Source organism: Bacillus sp. FSL K6-2819 (genome assembly GCF_038008305.1).
Lineage (GTDB): Bacteria > Bacillota > Bacilli > Bacillales > Bacillaceae > Bacillus > Bacillus amyloliquefaciens.
The window spans coordinates 1,310,683-1,325,401 of record NZ_JBBOYV010000001.1 but is presented as its reverse complement, the minus strand read 5'-3'; the positions used below and the strand labels follow the sequence as shown (position 1 = coordinate 1,325,401).

The 14,719-nt window shown below is 44.3% G+C and carries 16 protein-coding genes and 1 riboswitch; of the genes, 6 read left to right on the top strand and 10 right to left on the bottom strand.

Translation table 11 applies throughout. From position 1 onward, the window contains the following. Positions 1-94 precede the first annotated feature (94 nt). Both MHH91_RS07010 and MHH91_RS07005 read left to right on the top strand, forming a co-directional pair. A complete protein-coding gene (locus tag MHH91_RS07010; protein WP_013352020.1) occupies positions 95-796 on the top strand; it encodes a DUF1836 domain-containing protein in 702 nt (233 codons plus the stop codon). A gap of 135 nt (positions 797-931) precedes the next feature. After that, positions 932-1,126, top strand: coding sequence for an alpha/beta-type small acid-soluble spore protein (locus MHH91_RS07005; RefSeq protein WP_013352019.1), 195 nt, complete (start codon positions 932-934; stop codon positions 1,124-1,126). A 6-nt stretch (positions 1,127-1,132) separates the two neighbouring features. Here the strand turns inward: MHH91_RS07005 and MHH91_RS07000 are convergent, their stop codons facing one another. The 4 genes from MHH91_RS07000 to MHH91_RS06985 all read right to left on the bottom strand — a co-directional run bounded on the left by MHH91_RS07000 (position 1,133) and on the right by MHH91_RS06985 (position 5,002). Next, the gene (locus MHH91_RS07000; protein WP_013352018.1) at positions 1,133-2,311 is read right to left on the bottom strand and encodes an anti-sigma-I factor RsgI family protein; all 1,179 of its coding nucleotides are present in this window, start codon (positions 2,309-2,311) and stop codon (positions 1,133-1,135) included. Continuing rightward, positions 2,308-3,063: an RNA polymerase sigma factor SigI gene (gene sigI, locus MHH91_RS06995; RefSeq protein ID WP_003154719.1), complete on the bottom strand. Its 756-nt coding sequence runs from the start codon at positions 3,061-3,063 to the stop codon at positions 2,308-2,310. Before sigI ends, MHH91_RS07000 begins: the two co-directional genes overlap by 4 nt. Before the next feature lie 276 nt (positions 3,064-3,339). After that, entirely contained in the window at positions 3,340-4,122 is a 783-nt protein-coding gene (locus tag MHH91_RS06990; RefSeq protein WP_013352017.1) for a TerC family protein, read from the bottom strand. A 244-nt stretch (positions 4,123-4,366) separates the two neighbouring features. Then, positions 4,367-5,002 carry a DedA family protein gene (locus tag MHH91_RS06985; RefSeq protein ID WP_373419139.1) on the bottom strand — a complete coding sequence of 212 codons (636 nt, stop codon included), beginning with the start codon at positions 5,000-5,002 and terminating at the stop codon, positions 4,367-4,369. A 133-nt stretch (positions 5,003-5,135) separates the two neighbouring features. Between MHH91_RS06985 and MHH91_RS06980 the strand changes: the two genes are divergently transcribed. The 3 genes from MHH91_RS06980 to MHH91_RS06970 are packed head-to-tail and all read left to right on the top strand — an operon-like array spanning position 5,136 to position 10,330. After that, positions 5,136-7,550, top strand: a complete 2,415-nt coding sequence (locus tag MHH91_RS06980; RefSeq protein ID WP_014471731.1) for a bifunctional diguanylate cyclase/phosphodiesterase — start codon at positions 5,136-5,138, stop codon at positions 7,548-7,550. Positions 7,551-7,610: 60 nt separating this feature from the next. After that, entirely contained in the window at positions 7,611-8,492 is an 882-nt protein-coding gene (gene ku, locus MHH91_RS06975) for a non-homologous end joining protein Ku (protein WP_013352014.1), read from the top strand. 2 nt (positions 8,493-8,494) lie between these two features. Further along, positions 8,495-10,330: a DNA ligase D gene (locus tag MHH91_RS06970; RefSeq protein ID WP_013352013.1), complete on the top strand. Its 1,836-nt coding sequence runs from the start codon at positions 8,495-8,497 to the stop codon at positions 10,328-10,330. A gap of 9 nt (positions 10,331-10,339) precedes the next feature. Here the strand turns inward: MHH91_RS06970 and MHH91_RS06965 are convergent, their stop codons facing one another. From MHH91_RS06965 to MHH91_RS06950, 4 genes are all read right to left on the bottom strand, one after another. Further along, positions 10,340-10,894, bottom strand: a complete 555-nt coding sequence (locus MHH91_RS06965) for a YkoP family protein (protein ID WP_013352012.1) — start codon at positions 10,892-10,894, stop codon at positions 10,340-10,342. Between the two features lie 176 nt (positions 10,895-11,070). After that, positions 11,071-11,535, bottom strand: a complete 465-nt coding sequence (locus MHH91_RS06960; protein ID WP_013352011.1) for a MarR family winged helix-turn-helix transcriptional regulator — start codon at positions 11,533-11,535, stop codon at positions 11,071-11,073. 142 nt (positions 11,536-11,677) lie between these two features. Next, positions 11,678-11,860 (bottom strand): Fur-regulated basic protein FbpA, encoded by a 183-nt coding sequence (gene fbpA / locus MHH91_RS06955; protein WP_013352010.1) that lies wholly within the window; start codon positions 11,858-11,860, stop codon positions 11,678-11,680. Positions 11,861-11,949: 89 nt separating this feature from the next. Next, the gene (locus MHH91_RS06950) at positions 11,950-12,105 is read right to left on the bottom strand and encodes a hypothetical protein (RefSeq protein WP_013352009.1); all 156 of its coding nucleotides are present in this window, start codon (positions 12,103-12,105) and stop codon (positions 11,950-11,952) included. Between the two features lie 192 nt (positions 12,106-12,297). On the opposite strand from MHH91_RS06950, the gene MHH91_RS06945 reads away from it, so the two are divergent. Continuing rightward, the gene (locus MHH91_RS06945; protein ID WP_013352008.1) at positions 12,298-12,630 is read left to right on the top strand and encodes a MerR family transcriptional regulator; all 333 of its coding nucleotides are present in this window, start codon (positions 12,298-12,300) and stop codon (positions 12,628-12,630) included. Positions 12,631-12,666: 36 nt separating this feature from the next. On the opposite strand, the gene mgtE is transcribed toward MHH91_RS06945, so the two are convergent. Together mgtE and MHH91_RS06935 are read right to left on the bottom strand one after the other, a co-directional pair. Continuing rightward, a complete protein-coding gene (mgtE, locus tag MHH91_RS06940; protein ID WP_013352007.1) occupies positions 12,667-14,022 on the bottom strand; it encodes a magnesium transporter in 1,356 nt (451 codons plus the stop codon). Positions 14,023-14,256: 234 nt separating this feature from the next. Beyond that, positions 14,257-14,422: riboswitch (M-box (ykoK) riboswitch) on the bottom strand. A gap of 106 nt (positions 14,423-14,528) precedes the next feature. Next, positions 14,529-14,666 (bottom strand): transcriptional regulator SplA domain-containing protein, encoded by a 138-nt coding sequence (locus tag MHH91_RS06935; RefSeq protein WP_003154740.1) that lies wholly within the window; start codon positions 14,664-14,666, stop codon positions 14,529-14,531. Positions 14,667-14,719 lie beyond the last annotated feature (53 nt).

Genomic DNA, 14,719 nt, shown 5'->3' with positions numbered 1-14,719 from the left:
GATCTGTTTGAAAATGCAACAATTTCGACGTATGATGTTAATGTAATTCTCAGTGATACAAGAAAGTGAACACGTAATCAATCAGAGGTGAACAATGAACACGTTTAAACTGACCCGAACTGATATGGTCCGGCTTCTTTACGCGTTAAAGGGCCAAGGAGACGCAACCCCTCTCCAAATCTTATTGCAATCTGCGGATATGACATTGGATGAAGCGGAAAACCGGCTGCATATCCCTGAATTTCTGACGAGATTCGAGCGAAAAAAAGAGAAAAAAGAATACGGACTTTCAACAAACGAGATTGTCGAACTGGGAAATCTGTGCGAGCTGACGTCTTTAAAATCAACCGCCGTCCAAAACTGGGTGAAACGCGATATTAAAGATTTGATCGGCCACCCCTTACTCGGAAAAAAATATACAATTGAACAAGCTGTCATCCTTCTCATTGTACGTGATTTAAAATCAATTTATGACTTCGAACATATACGCGGCATACTGAAGATCGCATTTAACACGATCACCGACAGAACAGATGACGTCATCAGCCCGATCAGCTACTATGAGAGCTGCGCTCAGGTGATTGATTATCTCCATCATAAGGGCAACCCGCCGATGAAGGAAACGAGCCTGCAGGAGCTCGTTGAACAGCAGACGGACAAGCTCAGAGGCTGCTTCAAAGAACTCGGAAACGGGCAATGGAACAATATCAGATCCATACTCGCCGTTACGGTGCTCTCCGTTTTGACTTTCCATATTCAAGCCTCCGCCTACAAAATGACCAGCCATTTATTATAATTCATAACGTTCTTAGCCCCGGTGTCTGCGCCGGGGTTTTTTTCAGCTGCACAACAATTGCCAGCATAATCAATACCGTTCCGTTTGAAACTAAAATGCGTAAAACATCTTGCCAGAGAAAAGGAGATGAAAAAGATGGCGAGCAGAAATAAACTCTTAGTTCCAGGGGCTGAGCAGGCACTTGACCAATTTAAATACGAAGTGGCTCAAGAATTCGGCGTGAACCTTAGCTCTGATACAGCAGCACGCGCAAACGGCTCTGTAGGCGGGGAAATGACAAAACGGCTTGTACAGCAGGCTCAATCACAATTAAACGGCAAAACTCAATAATGTAGCTTATTCGCCGGGATTTCTCGGCGAATTTTGATATTTATCGGCATTTTCCCTTCCGTGCCGGTAGCCGTTCGGGTTCCTGCGGTCTGACGAATCTTCATGGCGCCGATAGGATTCCCGCTGTTCATTGCGCTCATGATCCCGCTGATTCCAGTAATGATTGTTATACCTATGCTTGGGCTCTTTGTCGTTTCCGTTTTCCTGAGGATTTTGTGTTGGGGGCTGCTCTTTTTCCCCATCTTGTTCCTTCTGAGTGTTTTCCTCTGATCCGGAAGCTGCATTTTTTTCGGTTTGCTGATTGCCGTCCTGACTGTCCGGCTTCGCTTCTTCCGTGCCGGGCGTTGTTTCATTGTTTTCCGGCTGGTCCGCTGCCTTTTCTTCATCAGGAGATGTCTGCTCATCAGCCGCCGGCTTTTCTGTGTCCGGCTGCATGTTTTGATCAGTATCTGTTTCATTGTTTTTCTGATCGGTTTCTTGGCCGTCTGTTTTCTTTTCAGGCTGTTCTTCTTCTGTTTTCTTTTCGTTTCTTCTTATGTAGCTGCCTGTTGACATACCTTCCTGTTTCGCTTTTTCTCTTGTTTCCATATCTGATTCAAGCGATTGAAGCTGGTAGGTGCCCTTATATTTTTCAGTCATATCAGCCAGCTGTTTTTTGACGCCTTTTTTATATGTATTGTCATCTGTATTTTCATAAACCGTGGAAATTAAAATCTCTTTTGATTCCTTTACATATCCATGCTTGCTGCAATCGGTAATAATATCACTGATGACTTCCTTAAAATCGCTGCTTTTCCAGTCTCCGATGTCATTAATGACCTGTTTGGCGTCATGGTTCAGCGGCGTAAGTTCAATGACTTCATATTTGCTGTTTAAAGCCATCTCAATGCTTGGATTAATGTCCAGCGTCATATACGCGTAAGCTTTGTTATCAGAAAAAACCGGGAGCATGATTAAAATAAATAAGATAATAGCAGTCATCGTAAACACTCCCAATTTAAAAGGGCGCAGTTTCAGAAAATCAAAAAAGCTGGCCCTTCTTCCCATACGCGTTTCGCCTTCAAACGTAATTTCCTCTCCGATTTCACAAGTGCGGTGATCATTTTTTGTTTTTAAAAATTGTCCGTCAGGGGTTAGCAACGTGACGAATTTTTTATTTTTCTCTACTATGATCCCTCTTCTCATGAGTGCAACACCCCTTTAAGATAATCTTTTAAATAAATATAATCACCGGTAATAATAATACTCATGGCGATGATATATTTTCGGTTCCGTTCGATCGTTTTTCTGCTGACCGACACGAGCTGCTCCAGCTGTTTGACAGGAAGCTGTTTCTTCTGGTGCAAAATGGACGCCAGCTCTTCATTTTCAACAAGCGTGTAAGCTACCTTAATCGCATTCTGCCTCGCATCTGTATGCTTCGGCGATTGTTCCAGCAACTCTTTAAAAGACAGCCCGTATTCTTTCAGCTGCTTTTGAAAAAAAAGAATTTCTTCCCGGCGCTGCTCCTGTTCTATCTGTTTGCGGTATTCATCAATGGAAAGCTCTGCTTCGATAAGACTCTGCGAAGACTCCTGGTCGTCGCCTTCCTGCACATCCATATTAATGTGCTGAGCGGTTCTTGCTTCTTTTCTGATATAATCTATTACTTTTCTTTTTATGATAAGCTCTGCAAATGCAAGCAGCGAATTACCTTTTTCAGCCGAATATTTTTCAATGGCTTCGTTAAACGCGATCAGCCCGATGCTGAATTCGTCGTCTTTTTCATCTATATATCGTTTACAAACGGATGAAACCGTCTTTGCGATAAAAGGCTTATATTGCTGTATTAAATCGTTCTGCAGATCTTTGTCGCCTTTTTGTATTTTTTCAACAGATGTTTCAAGCGTTTGCTTCTTTTTTCCCAATTTAAACAAAAGGCTAAGCACTGGTTTCACCTCAGTTCCTCCCTATAACTACTCATAATCATAGCTAATTTAGTAGGGATTCGCAAAGGAAGAAAAAGAGAAATCGATTTCATTTGTCTCAATTATGACAAGCCAATAAGACGTACTATACATGATTTCGTGCCTTCAAGCAGAATTAAGGGGGTTTTCTGTGTGTTTTTTGTAACAATGCTGTTATAAAATTGTTATCATATGTCTTAAATGTAAGCGTTTCAAACAAAAAAAGGAACCTGTTTTTTAAAAAAACAGATCCCTCTATGACCCTTTTTATGCGTGTTCTCTTTCTGCGGATGCCGCATCCGTCTCTATTTGTTTTGCTCCTGACATAAACCATCCGCATACCGCAATGGCTGCCAGAACCGCCCAGAAAATCATTTTCCAGGCCGCCGAATGGATCACATCTGCTGGAACTATGCCGAGTTCCTCATGGGCCAGAGTATAAAGAGCGAGTTTCACGCCTACCCACCCGACAATAACAAATGCCGCCGTTTCAAGGCCCGGCCTCGTTTTTAATAAAGAAACGAACATTGATGCCGCGAAGCGCATAATGATTAAACCAATAACGCCGCCGGCTAAAATGACGAGAAACTGACCGCCGTCCAAGCCGCCGATGGCAGGAAGCGGTGTTCCCGGAAGCGTTACTGCAAGCGCGACCGCCGCTAAAATGGAATCAACGGCAAAAGCAATGTCCGCCAGCTCCACTTTCAATACAGTCTGCCAAAAACCGCTTTCTTTCTGTTTCTTCTGCCCTGTGTTATGTTTGAATACATACCGCTTCAGCAAATGGCTGACTGCGATGTAAAACAAATATAGGGCGCCGACGGCCTGAACCTGCCAAACATTCACCAAGAAAGAAATAGCGAACAGCGACCCGAAACGTAAAATAAAAGCCCCCGCCAAACCGTAAAATAAAGCCTTCTTCCTTTGTTTTTCCGGGAGATGCTTCACCATCACAGCCATCACCAGCGCGTTATCCGCCGCTAAAATCCCTTCCAGCCCGATTAAAACGAGAAGAACCCATCCATACTCCAATAATAATGATAAGTCCAATCCAATCCCTCCGTCTCTTTTCTGTCATCCGAGCTTATACCGGCGGTTTTTTTACGCAAAAAAGACCTTTGCCGATATAAGGCAAAGGTCTTGCTAGACATGAATCATTGGCATGCCAACAAAGCCGATGGATATGATCCATGAATTGACGACTTTGTTTCCGGAAGATCCGGACGCTACTCCCCTTTGGGATTTCAAGAAATATTTGTTTATACGCTCATGATAAAGCCTGTTTCTTCATTTGTCAACGCTTAACTTTTTTAACAAATTGAGAAATATTTTCTGTTTTGACCCGCTGCTTTCTTCTCTTTAAAACGATATAAGAGACGAGAAGCACCGCAATGAATATACCCAGCGGGAGCATATATTGATCAAGAATGGACCCGACGTTTTTCCAATTTTCCCCGAGTTTCATTCCGAGGTATACGTAAGCAAACGTAATCGGAAGCATCGCTGCATATGTATAAAGGGAGAACACCCAGACATTCATCTTCGCAATGCCGCACGGCAAAGAAATCAGCGTCCTGATCCCCGGTATAAAACGGCCGCTGAACGCTACCAAACCTCCGTGCTTCTGAAAGAAATCGTCTGATTTCTGCAGGGTTTCGGGTTTGATCCATATATACTTTCCGTACTTCAGCAAAAACGGCCGACCGCCCAGCCTGCCGATTCCATATAAAACAAGCGGGCCTGAAACACCGCCGAGCGAGCCGGCAAACACGGCTCCGGCAAGCGTCATATCCCCTTTTGACACCCAGTAGCCCGCAAGCGGAAGAACAATTTCCGCGGGAATGAATTCTATACTGAGCGCCAAAAAAATTCCTGTGTAGGATAAGCTTTTAAACGCCTCTATTATTGATATGATAAAACCTTCGATGATGTATCACTCCCGACATAAGTCTATATTCCGAAACTTAAGAATGATTTTAACACAAAATCTTGAAGCTGAAATATTTTTTAGACATGCCGATATAAATGTAAGTTGTTTCACGGTTTAGTAGGAGGAATCATCTTTGGAATTACATGTATATTACAATCTTCCGCTTGTCGGGTTATCCATTCTGATTGCTTGTCTGGCGGCGTTTACTTCACTTGAAATCTCCAGAAAAGTAACGCTGAAAACGGGGATTCGCAGTAAACTGTGGCTGATCGCCGGTTCAGTTATCATGGGTTTCGGCATATGGTCAACGCATTTTGTCGGGATGCTCGCCGTTTATGTGAACATGCATATGAATTATGAAGCCGTACCGATGGTCTCTTCTTTAGGCGCCGCGATTTCCGGGTCTTTCGCGGCTTTATATATCGTCAGCCGAAGAATCTTAACACTCAACCGGCTGATTACCGGATCTGTTTTTATGGGAGCGGGAATTTCACTTATGCATTACATGGGAATGTCGGCCATTTCCCGGGTAATGATTATGTATAATCCTTTTTTATTCTGTTTCTCTATTTTGATTGCCATTGCCGCTTCTTTCGTTTCGCTGAAAGTATTTTTCGGTTTAGCAGTGAAGAAACCGACAGAACATTTGACTTTTCAAAAAATCATCAGTTCTGTTTTCATGGGCGCGGCCGTCTCGGGGATGCATTATACAGGTATGATGGCAGCGTCATTTTATGCAGACACGCGAAGGCCTAGCAGCGATATGGAAATTCATTCGTTTCATTTGTCTGTTTTTATTACGCTGATTATCTTTTGTTTTCAGATGTTATTGTTTTTCAGCTCACATTTCGATCGTCAGTTTTTCCGCCACGATGAACGTATGAAGGATCATGAACAGCGGTTTCAATCATTAATTAAACATAACATTGACCCCATTTTCATCCTTTCTCCTAGTGGTAAAATTCTTTACTCTAATGAAGCAGGGGCCGAGATGATACACAGTTTCGGACTGGACAGCCAAAATTGGCGCAGACATATCAGCAGTCCGCTGAAGACCTATTTCAAACAGGTAAAAAAAGAACAGCAGGCACTGCATTTTGATGCTGATCTGAAGACAGATATCGGTTTATTTTATATTAATGTTACCTTTATTCCTGTTTTGGTCGATAACGGACTGGACAGTGTATATGTCATCTGTAAAGACATGACCAAACAGCGGCAAGCCGAGAAGGAAATTCACCGCATGGCGCATTATGATTCTTTGACCGACCTTCCGAACCGCCGCCATGCCGTTCAGCGATTGACGGAAGTTCTGGAAAAGAAACATTCGCATGGGCATTTGACCGTTGTGTTCTTTCTCGATTTAAATCGGTTTAAAGTTATTAATGATGCTCTCGGGCACAATGTCGGAGACAGACTTCTTCAATCAGCGGCTGAAAGACTTTCTTCCATCATCCCGGATAATGGTTTTATCGCCCGTCTTGGCGGCGATGAATTTATTATTATTTTAACGGATGCCCGGTCTGAGGACGATGACATTGATGATTTAGCAAAACAGATCATCATGCAGTTCGAAAAACCGTTTATCGTTCAGGAGCATGAGCTGATCACCTCCGTCAGCATCGGCATCGCCGTCTCTCCAAAAGACGGGTCGGACGGGATGGAACTGATGAAAAAAGCCGATATGGCGATGTACGCCAGCAAAGACCGAAACAAAAGCAAATACAAATATTACTCTGCCCAAATCGGAGAAAAAGAAGCGAAAAAGCTCCGGATTGAGATGGAATTGAGAGAAGCAATTGAGAAAAAAAGGTTTGTCCTTCATTATCAGCCTCAATACAGCTCCGCCGATCAGCTCATAACAGGAGTTGAAGCGCTTCTGAGAGTTGCCGGCGCAGATGGAAAACTGCAGAACCCCGGAGACTTTATACAGGCCGCCGAAGAAACCGGCCTGATTATCGACCTCGGCAAATGGATCATTACCGAGGCGTGCCGGCAGGCGAAGGAATGGCACGAAAAAGGTTACCATCTTCCTGTCGCCATTAATATTTCGGCTAAACAATTTCAGTCGGAAGAACTTGTCCCGTTTATTCAGAAAACACTTACCCATTACAAGCTTCCTCCCGCACTGCTTGAAGCAGAAGTGACCGAAAGCATGACGATGGAAGACCGCGAGCACAGCAAAAAAGTGCTAACGGCGCTAACTGAGCTGGGAATCAGTGTAAGTATTGATGATTTCGGGACGGGCCATAGTTCTCTCAGTTACCTAAAGGACTTTCCGATTCATAGATTGAAAATCGATAAATCATTTATAGATGATCTCCAGCTGCATCCTAAATCCGCGCAGATCACAGGCGCAATAATTGCCATGGGACATCAGCTTTCTCTTTTAGTCGTTGCTGAAGGGGTTGAAGGGGTTGAAACGGCGATGCAAAAAAAGCTTTTAGATGAAAAAGGGTGCGATTTTCTTCAAGGATTCTATTTCAGCAGGCCATTGCCGCCTGAGGAGATTGAAGAGCTGCTCCATGAAGCGCCGCGCCACCCATAAGTTGCTACACATGGAACGGACCCGTTTATCCACAATAAAGACAAAAAGGAGTTTTTATTCATGCACACGATGTGGAAGGGTTCGATCAGCTTCGGCCTCGTCAATATCCCGGTCAAGCTCTTTGCGGCCACTGAAGATAAAGATATAAAATTCCGCAGTCTTCATAAAGAAGACCATGCGCCGATTAAATACGAAAAAATCTGTACCGGATGTGAAAAGAGTCTGGAGCCTGGTGAAATCGTTAAAGGCTATGAGTATGTAAAGGGAAAATACGTCATTTTGACAGACGAGGACCTGAAAGACGTAAAACAGGAACATGAAGAGAAAGCGGTTGAAATTGTTGACTTTGTCCAGCTGCAAGAAATTGATCCGATTTATTTTAACCGGTCTTATTATGTCGGGCCGGGAGATAACGGCACAAAAGCCTATACACTTTTGCGGGAAGCGCTGAGGACGACAGGTAAAATCGGGATTGCCTCTATTACGATCCGTTCTAAGCAGCAGCTTGCGATTCTTCGCGTGTATGACAACTGTATCGTGATGGAGTCCATTCATTATCCGGATGAAGTCAGAAACGCCGGACATGTGCCGGGAGTTCCCGAGCAGACGGCCGTGAATGAAAAAGAATTGCAGACGGCGATTACGTTAATAAACGAGCTGACAACCGAGTTTGACCCAGAGCAATACGAAGACACATACCGGAAAGCCCTCCTCGCCAAAATTAATGATAAGCTCGAACATGAAGAAGCAGGCGTGACACCGGCTGCTCCCGGTCCGCGCGAAGATGTCATTGACCTTGTCAGCGCCCTGCAGGCGAGCATTGACCGGACGAAGCGGCCGAATCGCGAGCAGGCTGCACCGGTGCGGACAAAAGACACTGCGTCCGCAGGCGGCGAAGGGAAAAAACGGAAAACGACCAGACAAAAAGCCGGAACGTCTTAATTATGGTGCTGACGATGCAGCCGATTCTGACCTCTGCACCGCCCACAGGCAGTGAGTGGCGCTATGAGGTAAAGTATGACGGATTCCGCTGTCTTCTCCGCATAGACGAAAGCGGTGTCACATTAACCAGCAGAAACGGCCAGACGCTGACGAATCAATTTCCGGAAATCACAGCCTTTGCCGTCCTGTGTTTTCAGCACATGAAAGACAGGTTCCCCATTACGCTTGACGGTGAGCTTGTTTATTTAGTGAATCCGTACAGAGCGGACTTTGAGCACATTCAAATCCGCGGACGTTTAAAACGGGCGGAAGCCATTGAAAATATCGCCAATAAACGGCCGTGCCGCTTTCTGGCATTTGATCTCTTGGTTCTGAAAGGCGCCGCGACAGTCTCATTGCCCTATGTGAAACGGAAGCACGCCCTTTTCAAACTGTTTGAAGAAGCAAATCTTCCTTTAAGCCCCCGTCACTTAGCGGAAGAAGCGATTCAATACATTCCGGAGCACACTGACTTTGAAGCGCTCTGGGACAAGGTCGTCCGGTATGACGGAGAAGGCATAGTAGCAAAAAGGGTATCGAGCGGCTGGGCGGAAAATAAACGGTCTCCCGACTGGCAGAAGTACAAACATATGAAAACGGCACATGTGCTGTTAACCGGATTCAATCCGAAAAACGGGTATGTGACGGCCTCGGTTTTAAAAGACGGCACCGCCGTTCCTGTCGCATCCGTTTCCCACGGCATGCAGGCTGAGGAAAAAAACGCCGTCAGAACCATTATGGAGACCCACGGAAAAAAACTGAAAAACGGCGAGTATTCACTAGAGCCCTCCATCTGCATGACCGTGCAATATTTAACCATATTGCAGGACACCCTGCGCGAAGTATCTTTTGTTTCCTTTCAGTTTGGGATGGATTGGACTGAATGCACTTATCAGCAGCTAATCCTCCGATCTAAAACGCTGCCACCAGAGCTGCAGTTCACAAGCCTGGATAAGGTCGTTTTTAAGAAGCGTGAAAAAACGAAAGAAGATTTCCTTTGTTATATGGTGAAGATGAGCGATGTTCTTTTGCCCTTTCTTAAAGACCGGGCTGTCACAGTAATCCGATATCCACACGGGGCGCCGGGCGAGTCTTTTTTTCAAAAAAACAAGCCGGACTACACGCCGGACTTTGTCTCAAGCGTGTTTGACGGAAGCCATGAGCACATCGTGTGCAACAGCATACCGTCTCTTTTATGGCTGGCCAATCAGCTGGCGCTGGAATTTCACGTTCCTTTTCAGACAGTCCATTCTAAAAGGCCCGCAGAAATCGTCATTGACCTTGATCCGCCGTCAAGGAATGATTTCCCTATGGCTGTGGAGGCGGCGCATGTGCTGAAAGAGCTGTTTGACTCATTCAGCATTACATCATTTCCGAAGCTTTCCGGAAATAAAGGCATTCAGCTCTACATCCCGCTTTCACCGGAAGCATTCACCTACGAAGAGACCCGCGCGTTCACAATGCTCATTGCTGATTATTGCGTCCGGACGCGCCCGGATCTATTTACGACAGAGCGGTTTATCAAAAACCGAAACGGCAGGCTCTACCTTGATTATTTGCAGCATGCTGAAGGAAAAACGATTATCGCCCCCTATTCGACCCGGGGCAACGAATTGGGAACGGTTGCCGCCCCCCTTTATTGGAACGAAGTCAATTCCTCTTTAACACCTGATGATTATACGATTGATACAGTCGTGAATCGCGTCAGAACAGAGGGAGATCCGTTTTATGAGTTTTACCGCAATCCGCAGGACGGCCCGCTTTCAATCGTGCTTGAGCAAATCAAGAGAAAGAGCTGACGCTTTTCGTCAGCTCTTTTCCGTCTGATACGTGCACATCAGTTTTTCTTTGGAAATGAATAAATAACAGGAATAAGGAATGTTTTTGAGGGTGAGCTGCTTCGCAGTAAAATATAAAATCGGGATATGGGCAGCTTTCTTAAACAGCCTGTAGCAGCCGCTGGACGGCGTTATCACATCAAACCCGAGTCTTGCCGCCCCTTTATGAAGCATTGTAATGCCGACGACGCCTTTTATCTCGTCTTTCCGTTTATGCTGGTTAATATAATCCGCTAAATGAGGCATGGATTGATAAACTTTCTGATATAGCATAATCCCCCTTCTGACCGCGCTTTCAATAGGCTGCAGCTCTTTCAGGAGTTTGACATTATGGAGATGAATCTTCACTAACACGTCATTTTTTTTAATTCTCGTTCCGTCGCTCAGGACGACTTCTTTTCCTTTATATCTTGTCAAACGGACGCGGAATACATTTGATTGCCGTTTATCAATCAGCGTCAGCCGGGTAAAGAAAAAATAAAGCGGATCAAGTAAGTACCATATAGTCAGCAGACAGCTTCTCACACGTTCACCTTCTTTATATTCAAAGCACCTTCATATTTTGGCATGGGGCATATCACATTATGATTGGTAAATAATGATGCCGCCCTGTATCAGCATATGCAAAAACGGCTTCAGGCTCTACCGTCGGGACAGAAAAAAACACTCTCCCTGAAGAAGAGTGTTGTATCCGCTTTCTTTTAACGGAAAAGCAAATGCTGGCTGTGAATTCCCGCTTTTTTCAGTAAGGCTATCAGCTGTTCCTGTTCATCAGGCATAAGTCCTGAAAACGCTCTCGCAATTCTCAATGAATGAATCGGATAAATTTTGTCCAAATACTCGTTTCCTTTATCAGTTAAATGGGCGTAAACAGAACGTTTGTCCTTCGGGTCTTGTTCTCTGACCAAAAACCCGTTTCTTTCGAGCTTGTCGATGACATAGGTGACATTTCCGCTGACAAGCAAAAGACGCGAGCCGATTTGCTGAAGCTTTTGCGGACCTCTCGTATACAGCAGCTCCAAAACGGCAAATTCAGTCGGATTAAAACCGTGTTCTTTACTGTCGCGGATGCTGTGTTCAGACACACTCTTGAAAGCCCTTGCAAAAACTTTGTACAAATTCATCGCACGCATCACTTCTTCTTCATTAAATGATAATCTCATCATATCTACCCCGTATTTAAGATTTTTATAAAAAAATAATGTAAACCCTTACAATTCATAAGAGTCGTTCTCTGTTTTATATTCTATTCGTGCCGTTTTTCAGAATTCCTTCTTTTTTATATAAAAAAATACCCTTATACATCATTTAATTTGTATAAGGGTTACGTTCTTTATAGGGAATGTTCCGGAAAAAATACGCATATTCCTTTCTCAGCTCTGTGATTGTCATGGAATTCAGTATTTCTTTCGTATAGACTCCGATCTGAAGAAGCTTTTCGGAATAATGGTTTCTCTCTCTGTCCAGTGCATTTTGAAGCAAATGACTCATGACGGCCTCCTTTGTTTTCCGTTATTCTATGATCAGAATAACGCTTTTATTTCAATGACGTATGAAGCCATTGTAAAACTTGTGTGGAATTATGATGTTTTTCGGTAAAGTCCGTTCTGGACGGCTCTGAGCAGCGGAAAAGCGTGTTCCCCGGCAAGCTGCATAAACGTCTCCAGCATTTCATCGCGTTTCCTATCTAATTCAATGATTTCTTTTGCCAGCGAAACCGCTTTTTCTTTCTCCATTCATATCCTTCCTCTCATTGTATCTGTAAAGTAAGCATAAAACGGGATACAGAGCCATGCATTAACCTTGTTAATTTTTCTGACGCTTTTTTTCTAAAATCTTCTATTTCACGTCAGAAAACCTGACAAGCGTCAGGTTTTTTCTCTTTTTTTCTTATATAATATGAGTAAAAGACATCCAGGGGTGGAAAAATGACGACAGACGAACAATCTTACAAAGATAAAAAAGTAATCTCGATCGGCATTGTAAGCGAATTAACCGGATTGTCAGTCAGGCAGATCAGATACTATGAAGAACGGAAATTGATCTACCCGCAGCGCTCATCGCGGGGAACGAGAAAGTATTCCTTTTCGGACGTTGAGCGGCTGATGGATATTGCAAACAAGCGGGAAGACGGCGTACAGACGGCTGAGATTTTAAAAGACATGCGAAAAAAAGAGCAGGCCCTCAAAAACGACCCGCAGCTCCGCAAAAAAATGCTGGAAGGACAGCTTAATGCCCATTTTAAATATAAAAACCGCTGACAAAAAAAGTCCGCCTCTTGTGAGACGGACCTTTTTTTATAAAGCATGAAGAAATGCAGTGGCAATGCCGAAATAAATTAATAAGGACAAAATATCGTTCAGCGTCGTAATCAGCGGCCCGGATGCAATCGCCGGGTCAATGTTCAGTTTATGAAGAATAATAGGGACGATCGTTCCGGCCATCGTACCGATAATCAATGTGGCAAGCAGCGATGAACCGACGACAAAACCGAGAGTTAAGTCTTTCTGCCAGACGGATGCGACAATCGTGATCGCGATCGAACAGACGATGCCGATATAGATACCGGCCCTTAATTCACGGAAAATCAATTTAAAGATGGTTTTTTTATTCATTTCTTCTTTAGCCAATCCCCTGATGACGACGGCGAGTGACTGCGTACCTGTATTCCCCGTCGTTCCCGCGATCATCGGCATGAAAAATGCGAGGGCGACTACTTTTTGCAATGTATCTTCAAAGTAATTCAGGATGCTTCCGGAAATCAATCCGATAAACAAAAGCAGAATGAGCCACGGCAAGCGGCGGTACGCCGCAACATACGCTTTCGTATCAAATGTAATCGCCTTACCGGAGGCGGCGAATTTTTCGTAATCTTCATCGGCTTCTTTAATAACGACGTCAATAATATCATCGACAGTGACAATACCAACAAGCACATTATTTTCTTCAACGATGGGTATGGCTAAGAAGTCATACCGCTGGATCAGCCGGGCGACTTCTTCCTGATCCTGAAGCACTCCGGCTGAGATGACACGCGTAAACATGAGATCCTGCACCTTATCTTCAGGATCGCCGAGAATTAAATCTCTGTAAGAAAGCACCCCGACAAGCTGCTTGCTGTCATTAATCACGTACAAATAGTTTATTGATTCTGCGATTTCTGCAAAGCTTTTCAGCTTCACGACCGCATCTTTTACTGTATAATGCTGCGGAATCCAGACGAAGCGGTTCGTCATCATCCGGCCCGCCGATTCTTGCGGATAGTTCATCAAAAGCTGTACGGCCTTTGATTCCTCAGCTTCCATGCTGGATAAAAGCTGCTCTTTCAGTTCTTCATCCATCTCTTCCAGCAAAGCGGCGAGATCGTCGTTATCCATTTTATTCATTGCGAGAGTGGCTTTTGTTTTACCGACTTTATGCAAAACGGCAAGCTGAAATTCCCGTTCAAGCTCTCCGATCATGTCGGTGATATCGTCAACCGTCATATATGACAGATAGCGGGCCCGGTGCTTTTCCGGCATTTCTTTAAATAAAAACGCCATATCATAGGGCTGAAGCTCATCTATCATGCTCCGGAATTCTTTAATTTTCCCGTCCCGCAATAAAATGATAATGCGTAATATGAGTTCGTCATAGGTCATGTTTTGGACCATCGGGACTCGTACCTCCTTTACGGAGACGCGCCGTCCGTCAAGGGAAGTGCGGCGGTTTGTCTCCTCATCATGTCGTCATTGGTTATCTGGCTGTATATGGGTACTTCTTCTGACATACTCGAATGGGGAGAATCCATACTCCGCACCTCCTTATCATGCTCAGTCATGTACGTTTTGAGGCATAAAAAAAACCTTCCGATATGAAGGCGAAAACAAGCACGGCAAATAAACGTGCGGGGCCTTCAATCGTAGAGCTTTAGCACTGTATGGCATAGGACGGCCATCCAGCTGCGTTAAGAATCACCTTATGTCGATGATTCCTGTTGACCCATTGGCGTCTTTGGACATTTTTGGGCAGCAGCGTATCTCCATACAGGAGCCTCACCTAACGAAGTTCTTATTTGAATTGACACACTGAGATTACAGAAAAAAAAGGAATGTGTCAACCTTAAATTTGTTATTTCAGCATATGCCTATAAAATAAATGGAATAAAGGCATAAAGCCCTTATTCCGGCAGATCGCTTTCATCTTCTTCTGAAAGGAAATGATATGATTCATGCAGCATGAGCGCGTATTCCCCTTCTTTTGTCGGGTGCGGTACATACTCAGCCTCGTTGATATACTGCTCTTCCCTTTTCTTCATGGGACAGACCTCCTTTTCAACTTTAGATTGTCCAAAAGAAGATCCGTTATCAT